This window comes from Vibrio sp. 10N.247.311.47 (assembly GCF_041467535.1).
Lineage (GTDB): Bacteria > Pseudomonadota > Gammaproteobacteria > Enterobacterales > Vibrionaceae > Vibrio > Vibrio crassostreae_C.
The window spans coordinates 139,559-156,942 of record NZ_JBFSUR010000004.1; the positions used below are offsets into that span (position 1 = coordinate 139,559).

General features: G+C 44.8%; 15 protein-coding genes. 7 read left to right on the forward strand and 8 right to left on the reverse strand.

The window, feature by feature from the left end; all coding sequences use genetic code 11:
- Nucleotides 1-211: 211 nt before the first annotated feature.
- The 7 genes from AB6E51_RS04315 to AB6E51_RS04345 all read right to left on the reverse strand — a co-directional run bounded on the left by AB6E51_RS04315 (nt 212) and on the right by AB6E51_RS04345 (nt 7,052).
- Nucleotides 212-1,213: a substrate-binding domain-containing protein gene (locus AB6E51_RS04315; RefSeq protein WP_048613455.1), complete on the reverse strand. Its 1,002-nt coding sequence runs from the start codon at nt 1,211-1,213 to the stop codon at nt 212-214.
- A 152-nt stretch (nt 1,214-1,365) separates the two neighbouring features.
- Nucleotides 1,366-2,310, reverse strand: a complete 945-nt coding sequence (rbsK, locus tag AB6E51_RS04320; protein ID WP_102428317.1) for a ribokinase — start codon at nt 2,308-2,310, stop codon at nt 1,366-1,368.
- 191 nt (nt 2,311-2,501) lie between these two features.
- On the reverse strand, nt 2,502-3,380 hold the full coding sequence (gene rbsB / locus AB6E51_RS04325; RefSeq protein WP_017060856.1) for a ribose ABC transporter substrate-binding protein RbsB: 879 nt from the start codon (nt 3,378-3,380) through the stop codon (nt 2,502-2,504).
- Between the two features lie 149 nt (nt 3,381-3,529).
- Nucleotides 3,530-4,516 (reverse strand): ribose ABC transporter permease, encoded by a 987-nt coding sequence (gene rbsC / locus AB6E51_RS04330; protein WP_229648140.1) that lies wholly within the window; start codon nt 4,514-4,516, stop codon nt 3,530-3,532.
- Nucleotides 4,513-6,018 (reverse strand): ribose ABC transporter ATP-binding protein RbsA, encoded by a 1,506-nt coding sequence (gene rbsA / locus AB6E51_RS04335; RefSeq protein ID WP_009844906.1) that lies wholly within the window; start codon nt 6,016-6,018, stop codon nt 4,513-4,515. The genes rbsC and rbsA overlap by 4 nt, the downstream gene beginning before the upstream one ends.
- Before the next feature lie 99 nt (nt 6,019-6,117).
- Complete coding sequence (gene rbsD, locus AB6E51_RS04340) at nt 6,118-6,537, reverse strand: D-ribose pyranase (RefSeq protein ID WP_102320981.1); 420 nt, start codon at nt 6,535-6,537, stop codon at nt 6,118-6,120.
- Between the two features lie 200 nt (nt 6,538-6,737).
- The gene (locus AB6E51_RS04345) at nt 6,738-7,052 is read right to left on the reverse strand and encodes a winged helix-turn-helix domain-containing protein (RefSeq protein ID WP_017060852.1); all 315 of its coding nucleotides are present in this window, start codon (nt 7,050-7,052) and stop codon (nt 6,738-6,740) included.
- Nucleotides 7,053-7,087: 35 nt separating this feature from the next.
- Between AB6E51_RS04345 and AB6E51_RS04350 the strand changes: the two genes are divergently transcribed.
- On the forward strand, nt 7,088-7,651 hold the full coding sequence (locus AB6E51_RS04350) for an outer membrane beta-barrel protein (RefSeq protein WP_372058283.1): 564 nt from the start codon (nt 7,088-7,090) through the stop codon (nt 7,649-7,651).
- A 115-nt stretch (nt 7,652-7,766) separates the two neighbouring features.
- Here the strand turns inward: AB6E51_RS04350 and AB6E51_RS04355 are convergent, their stop codons facing one another.
- Nucleotides 7,767-8,810 carry an endonuclease/exonuclease/phosphatase family protein gene (locus tag AB6E51_RS04355; protein WP_372058262.1) on the reverse strand — a complete coding sequence of 348 codons (1,044 nt, stop codon included), beginning with the start codon at nt 8,808-8,810 and terminating at the stop codon, nt 7,767-7,769.
- A gap of 412 nt (nt 8,811-9,222) precedes the next feature.
- Here AB6E51_RS04355 and AB6E51_RS04360 point away from each other — a divergent pair, with 412 nt between their 5' ends.
- From AB6E51_RS04360 to AB6E51_RS04385, 6 genes are all read left to right on the forward strand, one after another.
- Entirely contained in the window at nt 9,223-11,118 is a 1,896-nt protein-coding gene (locus AB6E51_RS04360; RefSeq protein WP_372058261.1) for an extracellular solute-binding protein, read from the forward strand.
- A gap of 12 nt (nt 11,119-11,130) precedes the next feature.
- Entirely contained in the window at nt 11,131-12,219 is a 1,089-nt protein-coding gene (locus tag AB6E51_RS04365) for a microcin C ABC transporter permease YejB (RefSeq protein WP_004730359.1), read from the forward strand.
- Nucleotides 12,220-12,250: 31 nt separating this feature from the next.
- Nucleotides 12,251-13,273 (forward strand): ABC transporter permease, encoded by a 1,023-nt coding sequence (locus tag AB6E51_RS04370; protein ID WP_017068487.1) that lies wholly within the window; start codon nt 12,251-12,253, stop codon nt 13,271-13,273.
- A 9-nt stretch (nt 13,274-13,282) separates the two neighbouring features.
- The gene (gene yejF, locus AB6E51_RS04375) at nt 13,283-14,932 is read left to right on the forward strand and encodes a microcin C ABC transporter ATP-binding protein YejF (protein WP_372058260.1); all 1,650 of its coding nucleotides are present in this window, start codon (nt 13,283-13,285) and stop codon (nt 14,930-14,932) included.
- Between the two features lie 368 nt (nt 14,933-15,300).
- The gene (locus AB6E51_RS04380; RefSeq protein ID WP_055319460.1) at nt 15,301-16,323 is read left to right on the forward strand and encodes an ABC transporter permease subunit; all 1,023 of its coding nucleotides are present in this window, start codon (nt 15,301-15,303) and stop codon (nt 16,321-16,323) included.
- Between the two features lie 2 nt (nt 16,324-16,325).
- Entirely contained in the window at nt 16,326-17,369 is a 1,044-nt protein-coding gene (locus AB6E51_RS04385) for an ABC transporter permease (RefSeq protein ID WP_029235249.1), read from the forward strand.
- Nucleotides 17,370-17,384 lie beyond the last annotated feature (15 nt).

A 17,384-nucleotide genomic window follows, 5' to 3' on the forward strand; every position in this document is an offset into this window, starting at 1 on the left:
GCTCTCCATGCCGTTGTTATTTAATATTAGTGTAGATGAATTAGTCGTTAATTGCGTGAATAGTTGCTGAGTGCGCAAATGCATATTTTAGCATGTAAGTTTCGCATATTGACGGCATTTTAGGGGCGATTAAGCGGCGTTATTATGTTTCAAAGACAAAAAAGCTAGCTCAATAAGCTAGCTTTCAACGGTGTGATGAGTGTGGCGAGTACTAAAGCGCTTTTACGCTGCTTCGTTCAACAAGAGTAGGTTCAAGTTCAACGACTTGCGGATAAGCATCTGGAGTTTGTAATCTGCTCAAAAGCGTATCCACTGCGGCTTTACCTAAACGATGTTTTGGCTGGTGGACAGTGCTTAACGCGGGTGTCATGTACTTCGACAGGTGGATGTCATCGTAGCCAATGATAGACAGATCATTCGGAATCGATGTGCCATCTTGCGCCGCAGCGTGAATCACGCCCATCGCCATCATATCGTTACTGACGAACAAGGCAGACGGCATTTCGCCACGAGTTTTCAATGTCTGATAAGAGTCAAAACCACCGTCACATTCAAAGTTGGATTCAACAATCCACTTAGGGTTGATCTCTAAATTGGCTTCTTCCATTGCTTGCTTGAAGCCTTGATAACGAGACGAAGCTTGATTACGGTGCAGTGGGCCAGTGATACAACCAATTTGAGAATGACCGTTATCTATCAAGTGCTTAGTTGCCATGTAGCCACCTTGGTGCGAGTTGTCTTGGATCTTATCGCTCGCAAACAACATAGGGCCCCAATCCATGACTACAACAGGCAGTTCTGGGTAGCGCTCGAATACATCGATATGTTCGCCTTCAAGGGTAGAACACATTAGCATCAGGCCATCGACTCGCTTTTGCAGCAAGGTATCGATAGAGGATTTCATGCGTTCGCTATCGCCTTCGGTGTTACACAAGATAAGGTTGTAGCCTTTTTCGTAGCAACGACGTTCCACACCTTTTACCACTTCGCCAAAGAATGGGTTGGTGGATGTGGTCACTAGCATTCCCAAGGTTTTGGTTTGCTTCATTTTCAAGCTGCGAGCCAATGCAGAAGGCGCATAGTTGAGTTCTTTAGCCGCACTGTTAACACGCTCAGCAATCTCTTCACTGACAAAGCGTGATTTGTTGATCACGTGGCTCACGGTAGAAGTCGAAACCTTTGCGAGCCGTGCGATGTCTTTCATTGTTGCCATAAAAAATCCTTGTGGGAATAACCTTCCACGTTGGGCGATATTCTGCCTGAAAACAGGGGCTTATTCTTGTTATTTGTTGTTACCGAATTTGAAGGCTAACATCCGTTAACCACGGTTTAGCTCAGAAGTTAGGCCTTCAAATAGGTATCAAACTAAGCAGACAGTTGCTCTGCCAAAAACGCATCGGTTTCAGCACGGCTTGGAATCGACGTTTGAGCACCAAAGCGTGTCACAGAGATAGCAGCTGCAGCATGAGCAAATTTAATCGCACGCTCAAGTGGCATATCTTCAAGCAAGCCTGTCACCAACGCGCCGTTAAAGGTGTCACCTGCGGCAGTTGTATCTGTTGCTTCAACACGGAAACCTGCGATTAATTCACCTTCGCTGGCTTCATTGCCTTGACCGCGATGACTCACCCACACGCCTTTCGCGCCTAGCGTGATCATTACCGTTTCTATGCCTTTAGCATGCAGAGCCAACGCAGCCTGATGAGCAGACGCGTTGTCCGTCACGGTAATGCCTGTCAGCACTTCTGCTTCAGTTTCGTTCGGTGTAATCACGTCAACACAAGCAAGCAGTGAATCCGATAATGGACGAGCAGGAGCCGGGTTTAGAATGACTTGCGTGCCACTCTCTTTTGCTACTTTCGCAGCGTACTCAATACCTTCAATTGGCGTTTCAAGTTGAGTTAGCAGGTATTTGGCTCCGCGAATCTTCTCTAGATGTGGTTCGATTTGGTCGCAAGTCAGCTTGTCATTAGCTTCTGCAGAAAGACAGATGCTGTTTTCACCCGTTGCGGATACTTGGATCATCGCAATGCCAGTTGGCGTGTTGTCTGCCACGATAACACCGTCGATGTTGATGCCGTCTTTAGCGAAGTCTTGACGAATGTTGATGCCGAATGGGTCGTCACCGACACAGGCGATGAAGCCGATATCTGCGTTTAATCGCGCAGAAGCGACTGCTTGGTTTGCGCCTTTACCGCCAGGGATGACCTGATAGTTACCGCCAATCAAGGTTTCACCCGGACGAGGGAACGAAGGAACTTGCAGTACGTGGTCAGCGTTAACGCTACCTAAAACAATCAGTTGAGTCATGATACGAGCCTTATGATATATCGTATTTGAAAATGCATGGGTCTTTCTCATGGTGTTAAGTGCGCTCTCTTTTGTGAGCGGAATGAGAAACAGCGATGCACTGTCGGGGTTTGCTTTTGTTTGAGTCAGCGAGCCAATCAAAGCAGGGAGATAGGGAACTCCCTGCTTTATATCGCGTTACCTCGTAACGATTACTTAGCGATGATTTTTAGAGGTACTGGTACGTACTCGTCTACTGTTTCGCCTTTCAGTACTTTGTCTGCCATTTCGATACCTAGAGAACCGATTAGGTCAGGTTGTTGTGCAACTGTAGCGCCTAGTAGGCCGCGGTTAACAGCAGCGATGCCGTCGTCTGTGCCATCAAAGCCAACGATCATCACTTCTTTACCTGACGCTTGAACTGCGCGAAGTGCACCTAGTGCCATTTCATCGTTTTGAGCAAATACTGCTTGTACATCTGGGTTAGCAGCAAGCAAGTTTTCCATTACGTTCAGACCTTTAGTACGGTCGAAATCAGCAGGTTGGCTTGCAAGAAGCTCAAGGTCGCTGCCGTTTACTGCATTCATGAAGCCTTCACCACGTTCACGAGCTGCAGAAGTACCAGCAATACCTTCAAGTTGGATTACTTTCGCTTTTTCGCCCACTTTTTCCATGATGAAGTGACCTGCCATTTCACCACCGATTACGTTATCAGAAGCGATGTGGCTTACTACGTCACCACGGCTTGCACCACGGTCTAGTGTTAGTACTGGGATGTTTGAACGGTTAGCCATGCGAATTGCGTTAGACACGGCGTCTGAATCTGTTGGGTTGATCAGGATTGCCTTAACACCACGAATGGTTAGATCTTCAATGTTCGACAGCTCTTTGCTTGGGTCGTTTTGAGAATCCAGAACGATAAGCTTGTAGCCTAGCTCTTCAGCTTTCGCTTCTGCGCCATCTTTCATGGTTACAAAGAATGGGTTGTTCAATGTAGACAGAACGATTGCCATTGTATCTTGCGCCTGTGCAGACACAGATACTGTTGTAGAAAGAAGAGCAGCAGAAATAAGAGTCGCTAATTTTTTCATGGTGTAAGTCCTTTGTGTAGGGGGAGCTAAGAGGTGAGTCCTAGCTCGTTGTTACATTATTTATAGATTCTAATATTTTAAGGTAAAACAAACTGTTACTTTTATTAAACTAGAGTGTTACTTGTATTAACCTAGAGTGTGAATAGGTTTTATTTGTTTTTGTTGTCGACCAATACTGCCAGAAGAATAACCACTGCTTTTGCAATCATCTGGTAGTAAGAAGATACGTCTAGTAGGTTTAGGGCGTTGTTTAGGAAGCCGATAATCAGAGCACCAATCAATGTGCCCATGATACGGCCACGACCGCCAGCTAAGCTTGTCCCGCCAAGAACTACGGCTGCGATAGCGTCTAGCTCATAACCCATACCTGCGGTTGGTTGAGCAGATGACAAACGCGATGCCACGATGATGCCTGCCACTGCAGCTAGCAGACCACAGATTGCGTAAACACCGATTTTTACTTTGTCTACGTCGATGCCTGATAGGCGAGTTGCTGATTCGTTGCCACCCAGTGCGTAAACGTAGCGACCAAAGCGTGTGTGGTTAAGTAGGTACCATACTGCTGCGAATACCACGACCATGATCCATACTGGAACCGGTACACCCATTGCGTAGCCAGTACCGAACCAAGCGAATGCGTCTGCTGTGTCTGTGAAGCCAGTTGAGATAGGACGACCGTCGGTGTAAACCATGGTCACGCCGCGCAATAGAGTCATAGTCACAAGTGTTGCGATGAAGGCTTGAACCTTACCCTTGGCGATAATCACGCCACTGATTGCACCTAATGCTGCACCTGCTACAAGAGCGGTTGGCACTGCGATCATCACTGGGATTTCCATGCCAATCATGCTGGCTGCGAATGCACCACAAAGTGCCAGTACAGAGCCCACACTCAAGTCGATACCCGCGGTTAAGATAACCAGCGTCATACCTACAGCGATAATTGCGTTAACCGAGGTTTGGCGCAGAATGTTTAGGATGTTGTCGACAGTAAAGAAGTTCGGGTTTAAGAAAGAAACGACAACAATCAGGAAGATCAAAGCAATCAATGACTTTTGATCAATCAGCCACTCTTTGCTGATTAACGGTTTTTTCTTTGGAGCTTCAGTTGTTTTGCTCATGGTTTTAGTACTCATGCTGCGTCCTCGTTGATCTTTTTACCGACCGCACACGCCAGTAATAATTCTTGGTTTGCTTCTTTAGCATCAAATTCACCGCTTACACGGCCTTCATGCATCACCATGATGCGGTCACTCATTCCTAACACTTCTGGCATTTCAGATGAGACTAAAATGATGCTCATGCCGTCGGCTTTAAATTTATTAATGAGTTGGTAAATCTCTTTCTTGGCACCGACATCGACACCGCGCGTTGGCTCGTCGAGAATCAGTACTTTTGGTTTGGTCATCAAGCCCTTAGCGATAGCCACTTTCTGTTGGTTACCACCAGAAAGGTTGCCAATAATCTGTTCGCGCGTCGGGGTTTTGATGTTGAATAGCTTGATGAAGTCATCTACTGCAATCACTTCGTCTTTATGTTGGATTTGACCGCTCTTTGTTAGTAGGTCAAGTGAACATAACGACATGTTTTCTTTAACAGAAAGCCCTAGAACTAAGCCATCGCCTTTACGGTCTTCAGAGATGTAAGCAATGCCATTGGCCAAGCCGTCTTTCGGGCTTACAGGGTTGATGGTTTTATTTTCTAGGTTGATGACGCCGCGTTCACTTGGAAGGGCACCGTAAATCACTTTCATCAGTTCAGTTCGGCCAGCACCCATTAGGCCAGATACACCCAGGATTTCACCGCGTTTTAGCGTAAAGCTCACATCGTGAACACCAGAACCCGTCAGGCCAATCACTTCAAGACAAGTTTCACCATGGCTCTGGCCGATACGTGGATATTGTTCGTCTAACTTACGACCAACCATCATTTCGATTAGGCCATCTTCGTCGGTGTCTTTTACTTCACACTGACCAATGAACTTACCGTCACGCAGCACGGTGATGTCATCACAAATCTCGAAGATCTCTTTCAAACGGTGAGAGATGTAAACAATGCCACAGCCTTCATCGCGCAATTCGTTAATCACCTTAAACAGAGATTCAGTTTCGGTATCGGTTAGCGCATCGGTTGGTTCATCCATGATGATGACTTTAGATTCAAACGATAGGGCTTTCGCAATCTCTACCATTTGCTGCTCACCAAGGCTCAACTGACCTAGAGGCGTTTTCGAGCTGTGTTTCACGTTAAGGCGTTTAAGTAGCTTGTCTGCTTCTTGGTACATCTCGTTCCACAAGATACGACCCATGGTGCCCGTGATTTCACGACCTAAGAAGATGTTCTCGGCGATGGTCAATTCAGGGATTAGATTCAGCTCTTGGTGAATGATGCTAATGCCTGCTTGTTGAGAATCACGTGGCCCTTTAAATGCAGCAGGTTTTCCTTGGTAGGCGATAGTGCCGCCGTCCAAGTGATAAATACCTGTCAGCACTTTCATAAGCGTTGATTTACCTGCACCGTTTTCACCCATTAACGCCATTACGCGTCCTGGATAAACGTTGAGGCTTGCCTTATCCAGTGCTTTAACACCAGGGAAGGCTTTCTCAATTGAGCTAAGTTCTAAAATGGCTTGAGTCATGTCGGTTCCTTTACTCGGGGCCAGTTGTATTTGATTATTCTGTCTATGTATTGTTTTGGTTCAGTGATAACACTGAGCTGTCGTTGCGTTTTGCTTGAGCTAAAAGGTTACGCCAGTTTGGAAAATAACATTTGCGTATGGTGTGCATTCACCAGTGCGAATCACCGCGCGGCTTTCATGCGTTCGCTGCTTGAATTCTTCATGAGTGATGTAAGTAATCGAAAGCGATTTGCCACAACGTGCTTCTTCTGTCTTGATTAAATCAATCAGTGCTGCGTGGTGTTCTGGGCTTACTTTCGCAAACTCTTCTGCAATCACAACGCCTTCGATTTGAGATTCATCCAGCATGGTTTTTACCGTTTGCTGAAAGCTTGGGACACCGTGAGTCAAAGCAAGATCAATACGAGTTACGTGGTCTGGAATTGGTAAGCCCGCGTCACAAATCGTGATTTCATCTGTGTGGCCAAGAGTCGCCACTAGGTAAGAGAGTTCAGAGTTTATTAGAGTACTTTTTTTCATATCACGACCTATCGAAAAATAACGCTTGATGGGTTGAGAACAACTCAAGAAAAGCCATCGAAACGTTTCGATAGTGATAATAGTGTCTGATTTATCATTTGCACGTTTGATTGTTTTAGAGTGTGATAATGATCATCGAAACGTTTCGATGGGGCGTTTTTTGGTGATCTTAGTCACCGCCATTGATTGCATAAATCCTTTTACGTGGGTTCAATCGATAGCGCATATCCGAACTTACTAATGGTAATGATCTGGACGTTGGATGCTCTTAATCGCGCGAACACATTGCGTAGGTTATAGACTACGTTTGCAAGAACATGTGGTGACGAGAGTTGTCCGTCCCAACACACATCAACAATATGCTCTCTTGAAATCGGTCTTCCCACATTTTCCAATAACAAGCAGAGCACTGCTAATAGGCGAGGGCGCAAAGTGATTTTGTTTCCTTGCTGGTTGGTAATCGTTCGAGCGTCGATATCAATGATTAAGCCGTTGAAGTCTATTGTGTGGTTCATCGTGTTTTCTGTTCGTCTTATTCTAAATTGTGGAGATTGAGCAAAACTGGTCTGCTGTTGGAGCGGGTAACTATTTAAGTGTGCTAATGGTCGAAGTGGGCGGGTTAACTGACACGATCAGTGAGCCTATTACTTTTAAAGCCGAAGACAATACTTACCGATTAATTGCTGGTTACAAATTTAACCGCATTGTTTCGGTTGAAGCTCAATACACAGATTTTGGTGATATCGCCCTGAAAACGAAATCTGGTAATAAGGTTTTCACTTGGACACCTCAAATCTTTTCGGTAACGGCGAACCTCGGTTACACGTTTGATAATGGCATTCGTCCATTTGGCACTATCGGTCTGTCGACTATTGATCTAGACATGAAGCTTGCTGATGGCTCTCGCCCTTCAGGAGATGGTTTTGATGATTCGGGAGATGGCATCCGTATGGGTGTTGGTGTTGGATATACGCCACCTACAATGTCTTCGTTGAGCTTTCGCTTAGCGTACGAAGCCGATGCTTTTGATATCGAAGATTACGAAAACGGACACAAGACAGAAGATACTGTTGTTCTGGATTCTTTCTACTTAGGCGCAATGTACACATTCTAAGTTTCATACTTTGCTAAACGGTAAATCGGTTTCTAAATGGGGCGTCGGTTAGCTCAACCCGTTTAGCTAAAGTGGAAGGCCGCAGTTTTTGACTGCGGCTTTTTTATGTTTAACTCTAGGCTTCACGAATATGAGCGGTAACAGACACGATGGCATGGTCCGTACTGAATTGGTCGTGTTCAAAGCTTGGATTGGTGAGGTGATGGTCTAACACTGTGTAGCTAGAGATCTCCATCAAACTAGACGAGTTCTGACAATCAAACTCGTTCGACATCAAAATGTAGTCCAGTACAGACCCAGATGCGCCGTAGTAATGGGTTGGCTTACGCTGCTCAAGCAAATCTTCTTCATGTAGCTGATGGTAAAGATCCCAGCTGTCTTTTAATCGAAAGTGGGATAGCCAATGCTTGCTGTTTTCGTCTCGTTTGATTGAGTAACTCAACAGCCCTTTAAACTCATCATTAAATAGAGGCTTATTAAAATCACCCATCAACACAACAGGTTGCTCGGTTTGGTAGCGTTGGTTGGTGATGTATTGATGCAGCATCTGAGCTTCTAGACCGCGTTGGACACTTGATAGCCAAGAGCCAAGCCGTTCTTGGTGAAAACGAGTGAGCGTGTCACTTTGTGGTTTTGCACCTTGCTGAGCGTTGTTCGTATCGACAGATTCTGCTTTTGGTTCTGTCGGACGTTGTGATTTGAAGTGCACCACATAACAGTCGGTTGAACCTAAATGGGGTAACGTAATCGTCGCGTGAACAGGTGTTCTGTTGAATGAGAATTTGTCGCCAAGGTTGAATGCTGTCAGTAACGTCGAATCTGGCGTAACAGGCTGAACGTTTTCAATAGGGTAACGGGAAGCAATACCAACGACAGGTGAGGTGTATAGGTAATCATCTTCAACGTGTGCGCTATCGACCACTGCAAAGTATGGATAACCTAGGTCGTTCATCAATTGCTCTAAAGACTGCGGGCTAAATATCTCTTGGAAGCCAATCACATCGCAATCTAATGAACGAATCGCTTCAGCCATCCAATGTTGCTTCTTCTGCCATTCTTCGAAGCTGTAGATGTTCTCAAAATCATAATAAGCATTCGGTGGCTCGAGATAGTTCAGAAGGTTGAACGTTGCGAATGTTATTTGGTTTGGTTTGTTCAAAGTGTCATTCCATTTAGACCTAGGCAGCAAGGATACTCCAGTAAAAGTATAGTTTGTTGATTATTTAGAGCCTAAATTTCACTTTAGAAGCCAACCAAAGGAATCTTAGCCGTTGAGGCTTGTGTCATTCAGGCTAGAGCAATCTTAGTGCTTCTGCCTTCCCCCGTGCTTTCCAACGCCACCAAGCTAATCAACTCAATCAAAGGAACCAAAGCAATCAAAGCTCACTGCATCCAATAACTTTGAGTGGTGACGAGTAATTTGTAAATAAACCGTCAGAGATAGAGTGCTGATGGTTTTATTAGTTATTACATGATGTTAGTTTTGAACCTATACTTGATTTAACGGCATGCATTCAAAGCCGATAAATCAACTTGAATATAGAATTCATGACATTTGAAGGGAGAGTCAAATGGGAACAGTTTTTCGACGCAAAGCTTCGCAACGCACTCAGTTTTTCAGGTTTAATTTGAAGTCATGTGCAATCATGTTGCCGCTTATTGCTTTACAACCCTCCGTTACTTACGCTTCTGAAACCCAATCAACTCCTGCTGTCACCGTTATTGAAACCACACAACTGGTTGGTTTTGGTGAAGCAAAATATCCAGCCGATTTCACTCACTTCGATTACGTTAATCCTGATGCGCCAAAGCAGGGCAAAGTGACCTATGGCAGCATAGGTACGTACGATAGCTTTAATCGATTCGGTTCCCGCGGCGTTGCTGCAAGTTATACCGGAGAGATTTACGATACCTTGATGTTTTCTCCGAGTGACGAGATTGATGCGTACTATCCATTGATCGCTTCAAAGGTTCGCTACTCCAGTGATTTCACTTGGATGGAAATCGACATCAACCCAAATGCTAAATTCCAAGATGGCGAGCCTATCACTGCGCATGATGTTGCCTTTACTTTTGACAAGTTCTCAACCGAGGGCGTGCCTCAGTATCGTGTGTATTACAAAGATATTAAGTCAGTAAAAGCGGTCTCTGATTTGGTTGTTCGTATTGAAATGAACATTCCAAACCGCGAAAAACTGTTCAGCTTTGCGCAAAGCACTCGTGTATTACCGAAACATTTCTGGAAAGACAGAAAGCTGTCTGAACCTCTAAGTGAGCCACCAGTCGGTAGTGGTCCTTATAAGATCATCAGTTATAAATCAGGCCAAAGTGTTACCTATGGTCTAGATGAAAACTACTGGGCAGCTGACCTACCGGTTAACGTTGGTCGTAATAACTTCAAGCAAGTGCAATACGATTACTACCGTGACGACACGGTAATGTTGGAAGCCTTTAAAGCTGGGGAGTTCGATCTTCGAACCGAGAACTCGGCTAAGTTCTGGGCCAACTCTTATACGGGCGCGAACTTCGATAAAGGCTACATCATTAAAGAAGAGATTAACCACGAGAAGCCTGAAACGACTCAAGGTTTCGTCTTTAATATCCAATCTCCTGTGTTCTCGGATCCTAAAGTGCGTGAAGCGTTAACCTACGCGATGGACTTTGAGTGGATGAACAAGAACATGTTCTATGGTCAGTACAAGCGTACTCGTAGCTACTTCCAAAATACCGACTACGAAGCGAAAGGCTTACCAAGCGAAGCTGAAGTCGAGTTGTTGTCTCAATACAAAGATCAGATTCCACCGCGAGTTTTCACCGAAGAATTCCAACCACCCGTCACCGATGGTAGCGGTCGTATTCGTAGCCAAATGCGTACCGCTTTCAAATTGTTGAAAGAAGCGGGTTGGGTGCTGAAAGACAAAGTCATGACCAACGAAAAGACTGGCAAGCCGATGTCATTTGAGTTGTTGATTTACAGCCCAACCACGGAACGTATCGCAACGCCGGTTCAAAAGAACCTTAAGCGCATGGGTATTGAGATGAAGATCCGTACCATCGATACCACTCAATACATCAAGCGCTTGCGTGATCGTGATTTCGACATGGTTTCGTCGTCATTTTCCGCAAACCCTTATCCTAGCCCGAACTTAATGATCGTTTGGAACTCTAACTACATTGATTCTACTTACAATACTGCAGGTGTTATCGATCCAGTGGTTGACGCGTTAACAGAAGAAATTGCGCGTAACCAACAGCACCCTGAAAAGCTTCTTACACTAGGTCGTTCACTAGACCGAGTATTGCAGTGGAATTTCTACAACATCCCGCAATGGCACGTTGGCGAGTATCGCGTAGCAATGTGGGACAAGTTTGAGCGTCCAGATGTATTGCCTAAATACGATTTAGGTATCGATACATGGTGGATTTCAGAAGACAAGGCGGCTTTGCTTCCTGAAAAACGTCGCTAGGAGTTAGTTAGCATGGCAGCGTATATATTTCGACGTTTATTGTTGGTGATCCCCACGCTGTGGGCGATCATCACCATCAACTTTTTCATCATCCAGATAGCGCCTGGAGGCCCGGTAGAGCAAGCTGTTGCTCAATTAGAAGGGCATAACTCTGGCATTATGGAGCGCTTTTCTGGTGGTGGACAAGAAGTTGATTTGAGCGAAAGTGACCAAGCATCTGCGAGTGGCTATAAAGGCTCACGCGGGCTTGATCCTGAAGTGGTTGAAGAGATCAAAAAGCAGTTTGGTTTTGATAAACCGATTCACGTTCGCTACTTCGATATGTTGAAAAACTACGCGACCTTTAACTTTGGTGAAAGCCTGTTTAAGGGTGGTAACGTGATTGATTTAATCATCGAGCGTTTACCTGTCTCCATTTCCTTAGGGTTGTGGAGTACGTTAATCATCTATGTGATTTCGATACCCTTAGGCATTATGAAGGCGATACATCACGGCTCTCGCTTTGATATTTGGTCGAGCGCGGTGGTGATTGTCGGCTACGCGGTGCCGGGCTTCTTGTTTGCGATTATTCTGATTATCTTGTTTGCAAGCGGTAACTACTTCAGTTGGTTCCCATTGCGAGGGCTTGTGTCGAGTAACTTCGACCAGCTCAACTGGTATCAGCAAATTGGCGACTACTTCTGGCACTTGGCGTTGCCCATTTTCGCCATGGTTATCGGTGGATTCGCCACGCTCAGCATGCTGACCAAAAACTCCTTCCTTGATGAAATCAATAAGCAATATGTAGTGACTGCGAGAGCGAAAGGCTTGGACGAGAGCAGTATTCTTTATAAGCACGTTTTCCGTAACGCCATGTTGATCATTATTGCGGGTTTCCCAAGCGCATTTATTAGTATTTTCTTCACGGGTTCTATGTTGATTGAAGTGATGTTTTCACTCGAAGGCATTGGCTTGCTTGGCTTTGAATCAACCATTCAACGTGACTATCCCGTGGTGTTCAGCTCTCTCTATATCATGACCTTGCTTGGCTTGGTGCTGAGCATTATCTCCGACCTGACTTATACCTGGGTTGATCCTCGAATTGATTTTGAAGCGCGTTAATGGCGAACGAATAACAAGGTATTGATAATAAATGTTTAACAACCCTTTAGCTGAAGCTCGTTGGTTACGTTTTAAAGCAAATAAGCGTGGTTTTATCTCCCTTTGGATATTTACCATCTTGTTTGGCTTGAGCCTGTTCGCTGAAATCATCGCGAACGATAAGCCATTATTGGTTTCTTATGACAATCAATGGTTTGTGCCTGTCATTAATGAATACGCAGAGACAGAATTCGGGGGGGAGTTTGAAACCGAGGCTGACTATAAAGACCCGTATGTAATCGACCTCATTGAAGAGAGTGGCTATATCGTGTGGCCAATCATTCCTTTTAGCTACGACACTATCAACTTTGATATCGCAGGCGCGGTACCATCGGAGCCTGATTCGGTTAACTGGTTAGGGACAGATGACAAAGGGCGAGATGTGTTGGCGAGAATTATTTACGGCTTTCGTATCTCGGTACTCTTTGGTTTTGTTCTGACGATTGTTTCAAGTGTCATTGGTGTGGTCGTTGGTGCTACACAAGGTTATTACGGCGGTTGGGTTGACCTGTTTGGGCAACGTTTCATTGAAGTCTGGTCTGGTATGCCGACCCTGTTCTTGCTGATTATTTTGTCGAGTTTTATCGAGCCGAATTTCTGGTGGTTGCTGGGGATTATGGTGCTGTTTAGTTGGATGAGTTTAGTCGGCATCGTGCGAGCGGAATTTTTACGCTGCCGAAACTTCGATTATGTGCGAGCCGCGCAAGCCATGGGTGTTGATGACAAACGTATTATGCTTCGTCACATGTTACCTAACGCGATGGTTGCATCGTTAACCATGATGCCGTTTATTCTTTCAGGCTCGGTGACCACACTGACTTCGTTAGACTTCTTGGGCTTTGGTCTTCCTGCGGGTTCGCCTTCGTTAGGCGAGTTGTTGGCGCAAGGTAAAGCTAACTTACAAGCGCCTTGGCTTGGCATTTCTGCCTTCGTCGTGCTTTCACTGATGCTTACGTTACTGGTCTTCGTTGGTGAAGCGGTGCGTGATGCTTTCGACCCGCATCAACAGAAGTAAGGATAGGTTATGACTTCAAATACAGTTCCTACTTCAGGGTCAACAGCAGAGGCTTCTAATGTATCTCCAGTTCTGACCATCGATAAATTGTCTGTCGGTTTCGGGCGAAAAAACTCGATAGAGCAAGTGACACAAGATGTCTCTTTAGAAATATACAAAGGTGAGACATTAGCGCTGGTGGGTGAGAGTGGTTCCGGAAAATCGGTCACGGCTAACTCGATTTTAAAGCTGTTACCAAAAGGCTCGTCTCATTACTTAAACGGTAAGATCAATTTCTCTGGCACCGATATTCTGAGTTGTTCTGAAAGACAGCTACGTGGGATTCGTGGTGGTCGTATTGGAATGATCTTCCAAGAGCCTATGGTTTCCCTAAATCCGCTTCATCGAATTGGAAAACAGCTTGTTGAAACCTTAGCAATTCATCGTGGTATGCGAACCAACAAAGCACAAGCCTTGGCGATAGAGTGGCTTTCAAAGGTTGGCATTCGCTATCCTGAGCAAAAGATTTCAGCCTATCCGCACGAGCTATCTGGTGGAGAACGCCAGCGCGTGATGATCGCGATGGCACTGATCAATGAACCAGAGCTGCTTATTGCTGATGAGCCGACAACGGCTTTGGATGTATCGGTGCAAGCGCAGATCCTCGACCTTCTAAAAGACCTGCAGCAAGAGCTGGGTATGGCAATGCTTTTCATTACTCATGACTTGAGTATCGTTCGTAAGATTGCCGACAGAGTAGCAGTAATGAAAGATGGTCGCTTGGTCGAAAGTAACGACTGTCATACCCTGTTTAACGCGCCTGCTCACCCTTACACTCAAAAACTTATTAACTCTGATCCGAAAGGTTTGCCCGTTCCTGTGTCACCCGAAAGCAAACCGCTACTCGATGTAAATCAACTTCGTGTTTGGTTCCCGATCACGGGCGGTTTATTCAAGCGCACCATTTCTCATGTTAAAGCTGTGACCGACATGGAGTTCACTTTGAAGAAAGGGCACTCAATCGGTTTGGTTGGCGAAAGTGGTTCTGGTAAATCGACGACCGGTATGGCGATACTTAAGCTGGTAGATAGTGAAGGGTCAATCACCTACTCGAGTGAACAGCTTCAAGGTTTAGATCGAAAACAGATGCTTCCGTTTAGAAGCCGTATGCAAGTAGTCTTTCAAGACCCGTTTTCTGCGCTAAACCCGAGAATGTCGGTCGCTCAGGTGATTGGCGAAGGTTTGTTAGTGCATCAACAATTGGATGAGCACGAACTCGACCAACGCATCTGTGACGTAATGAAAGAGGTTGACCTCGATCCTGAAACGCGTCACCGTTACCCAAATGAGTTTTCTGGCGGTCAAAGGCAGCGTATTGCGATTGCTCGTGCTTTGATTTTAAAGCCAGAGTTTATCCTGCTCGATGAACCAACATCGTCATTGGACAGAACCGTTCAAGCTCAAGTATTGGATTTGCTGAAGTCACTTCAAGAAAAGTATGGCCTGACCTATTTGTTTATCAGTCATGATCTGAATGTCGTGAAATCCTTGTGTCATTACACCATCGTCATGAAAGCTGGCGAGGTAATAGAGAAGGGCGACACTGAGACTTTGTTTGGTAATCCGCAGCATGAATATACTAAGCAGTTGGTGAGTCTTTCGAATGTTGGTGGTGTGTAGCCAAATACATTATTCATAGATTAACTCCTCATTCATTAGACCAATAAATCGCTTCTGTTTAACAGTGGCGATTTTTTTGTATTTGATTTCGATTTGTCACCATATCAATGCAGCTTACAAACATGTTTGAATTGTCTAAGCAGTTCACTTTCTAAGTTACAAACAAAGATTACCCACACCTTCTAATTCAAAATTCCTTTCTGGTGTCCAATTTAAGTTTTTGATTATTAAGATTAAAATTTATTAAGTAAATTAATCCAAACTAAATGAAATTGTAAGTTAATGTAGGTAAATGTAACCATTTGACTACTTTGTTTTATTGATTAAATTGATGAAATATTGCTTTAAATGGAATTTGGCTAGTTAGGATGATTGCATATTTACTGAAACGTTTTGCTTTAGTTGTACCTACGTTTCTTGGTATTACGATTTTGATATTCGCGATTACGCGTTTTGTTCCAGGTGGCCCTGTCGAGAGGATGCTCGCTAACATGCAGCCTCAAGGGGATGGTGGTGCGTCTAGTCTCGTTGGCCAAAACTCAGCTTTGTCTGAAGACCAACTCGCCGATCTTAATAAATTTTATGGATTGGATAAGCCGGTAACGGAAGCGTATCTCGAATGGCTAGTTCGACTTGTTCATTTTGACCTAGGCGAGTCGACACGCTACTACGAACCGGTCAGTGACATGATTTTTGAGCGCCTGCCCGTCTCTGCTATGTATGGTGGTGTGACCTTTTTCATTAGTTATTTTGTCTCTATTCCTCTTGGTTATTTTAAGGCGATGAAGCACGGCAGCGTCTTTGATTCTGTTTCATCAATCATGATTTTTGTCGGCTATGCCTTACCAGGATATGTGGTCGGCGTGCTTCTTATTACGTTTTTCAGTTATCACCTAGAGTGGTTCCCAATGGGGGGCTTTGTGGATGATGACTTCGACGACTTCAATACTTTCTCAGAGCAAATTACTGATATTTTGTGGCATGCGGTCTTACCTTTGCTTTGTTATCTGATAGGTGACTTTGCGACGTTAACCATGACCATGAAGAATAATTTGATGGAAAACTTATCGTCAGATTACATTCGCACTGCTATCGCTAAAGGTTTGCCTTTTAGAGAGGCGATTCGTAAACACGCACTACGCAATAGTTTAATCCCAATCGCTAGCCACTTTGGCAACTCTCTTCTTTTCTTCATGACGGGCTCTTTCTTAATTGAAGTCATTTTCGATATTAATGGCATAGGCCTGCTTGGTTATGAATCAATTGTAGAAAGAGATTACCCAGTGGTTATGGGTATTGTCGCAATCAACGCCTGCATATTGCTACTTGGCAATATCTTGTCTGATGTCTGCGTTGCATTGGTCGATCCTAGAGTGAAGTTTGGAGCTTGATGATGATTAAATTAAATCCGTTGACGCTAAAGCAGATCAAGCGATTCAAACAAATAAAGCGTGGATACTGGTCGCTGATCATTCTATCTGTAATGTTATTACTGTCTCTTTTTGCTGAAGCGTTGATCAACAGTAAGGCTTTAGTGGTGCGTTATCAGGGGGAATATTACTTTCCAATTGTATCTGATGTTTACTCCGGCAAGACATTTGGTTTGGAGTCTTCGGGAGAGGCAAACTATCGACTACTTCAATTAGCGCTTAAAGATAAAAACAATGGTGACTTTGCGATTTTACCTTTGGTGCCTTGGAATCCGTATGAACAAGACTTCTCTGGTGAATATCCGCCACATGCTCCAAGTGCTTACTCAAAGCACTATTTGGGCACTGACGTAATCGGGAGGGATATTTTAGCACGATTGGTTTACGGGTTTAGAACAGCAATGGGGTTTGCTCTGATAACTATGGTCATCGCATACAGCATTGGTGTAACGGTGGGGTGTGCGATGGGTTTCTTTGGTGGCAAATTTGATCTGATTGTTCAAAGAGCCATTGAGACTTGGTCAATGGTGCCGTTCCTCTACGTGATCATGATTTTGGTCTCGATAGCACAACCCACATTCATGCTGTTTGTATTGATCAATGTGACTTTTGGATGGATGGGTATTACTTGGTACATGCGAACGATGACCTACAGAGAATCTGCTCGAGAGTATGTGTTAGCTGCAAAGGCGCTAGGAGCATCAACAGCAAGAATCCTCTTCAATCATATTTTACCCAACACGATGGTGATGATCGTCACTCTGGCGCCTTTCACTATTGCAGCCAATATCACTGCATTAACTGCACTGGACTACTTAGGTTTAGGTCTTATTCCACCGACCCCAAGCTGGGGAGAGCTTCTTCAACAAGGCAAGTCGAATCTCGATTCGCCATGGATTGTTGGCTCTGTTGTGACGGCAATAGTCGGTGTGTTGGTCATGGTTACATTCATCGGTGAAGCGATAAGAACGGCTTTTGATCCCAAAAAATACACAGTTTATAGATAGGCACTAGGAAGTGAT

Bases quoted from the DNA above. Each gene is read 5' to 3' on its own strand.
- rbsD (WP_102320981.1), bottom strand. From the start codon at position 6,537: ATGAAAAAAAGTACTCTAATAAACTCTGAACTCTCTTACCTAGTGGCG.
- AB6E51_RS04345 (WP_017060852.1), bottom strand. From the start codon at position 7,052: ATGAACCACACAATAGACTTCAACGGCTTAATCATTGATATCGACGCT.
- rbsB (WP_017060856.1), bottom strand. From the start codon at position 3,380: ATGAAAAAATTAGCGACTCTTATTTCTGCTGCTCTTCTTTCTACAACA.
- rbsC (WP_229648140.1), bottom strand. From the start codon at position 4,516: ATGAGTACTAAAACCATGAGCAAAACAACTGAAGCTCCAAAGAAAAAA.
- rbsA (WP_009844906.1), bottom strand. From the start codon at position 6,018: ATGACTCAAGCCATTTTAGAACTTAGCTCAATTGAGAAAGCCTTCCCT.
- AB6E51_RS04370 (WP_017068487.1), top strand. From the start codon at position 12,251: ATGTTTAACAACCCTTTAGCTGAAGCTCGTTGGTTACGTTTTAAAGCA.
- AB6E51_RS04360 (WP_372058261.1), top strand. From the start codon at position 9,223: ATGGGAACAGTTTTTCGACGCAAAGCTTCGCAACGCACTCAGTTTTTC.
- rbsK (WP_102428317.1), bottom strand. From the start codon at position 2,310: ATGACTCAACTGATTGTTTTAGGTAGCGTTAACGCTGACCACGTACTG.
- AB6E51_RS04380 (WP_055319460.1), top strand. From the start codon at position 15,301: ATGATTGCATATTTACTGAAACGTTTTGCTTTAGTTGTACCTACGTTT.
- AB6E51_RS04365 (WP_004730359.1), top strand. From the start codon at position 11,131: ATGGCAGCGTATATATTTCGACGTTTATTGTTGGTGATCCCCACGCTG.
- yejF (WP_372058260.1), top strand. From the start codon at position 13,283: ATGACTTCAAATACAGTTCCTACTTCAGGGTCAACAGCAGAGGCTTCT.
- AB6E51_RS04385 (WP_029235249.1), top strand. From the start codon at position 16,326: ATGATTAAATTAAATCCGTTGACGCTAAAGCAGATCAAGCGATTCAAA.
- AB6E51_RS04315 (WP_048613455.1), bottom strand. From the start codon at position 1,213: ATGGCAACAATGAAAGACATCGCACGGCTCGCAAAGGTTTCGACTTCT.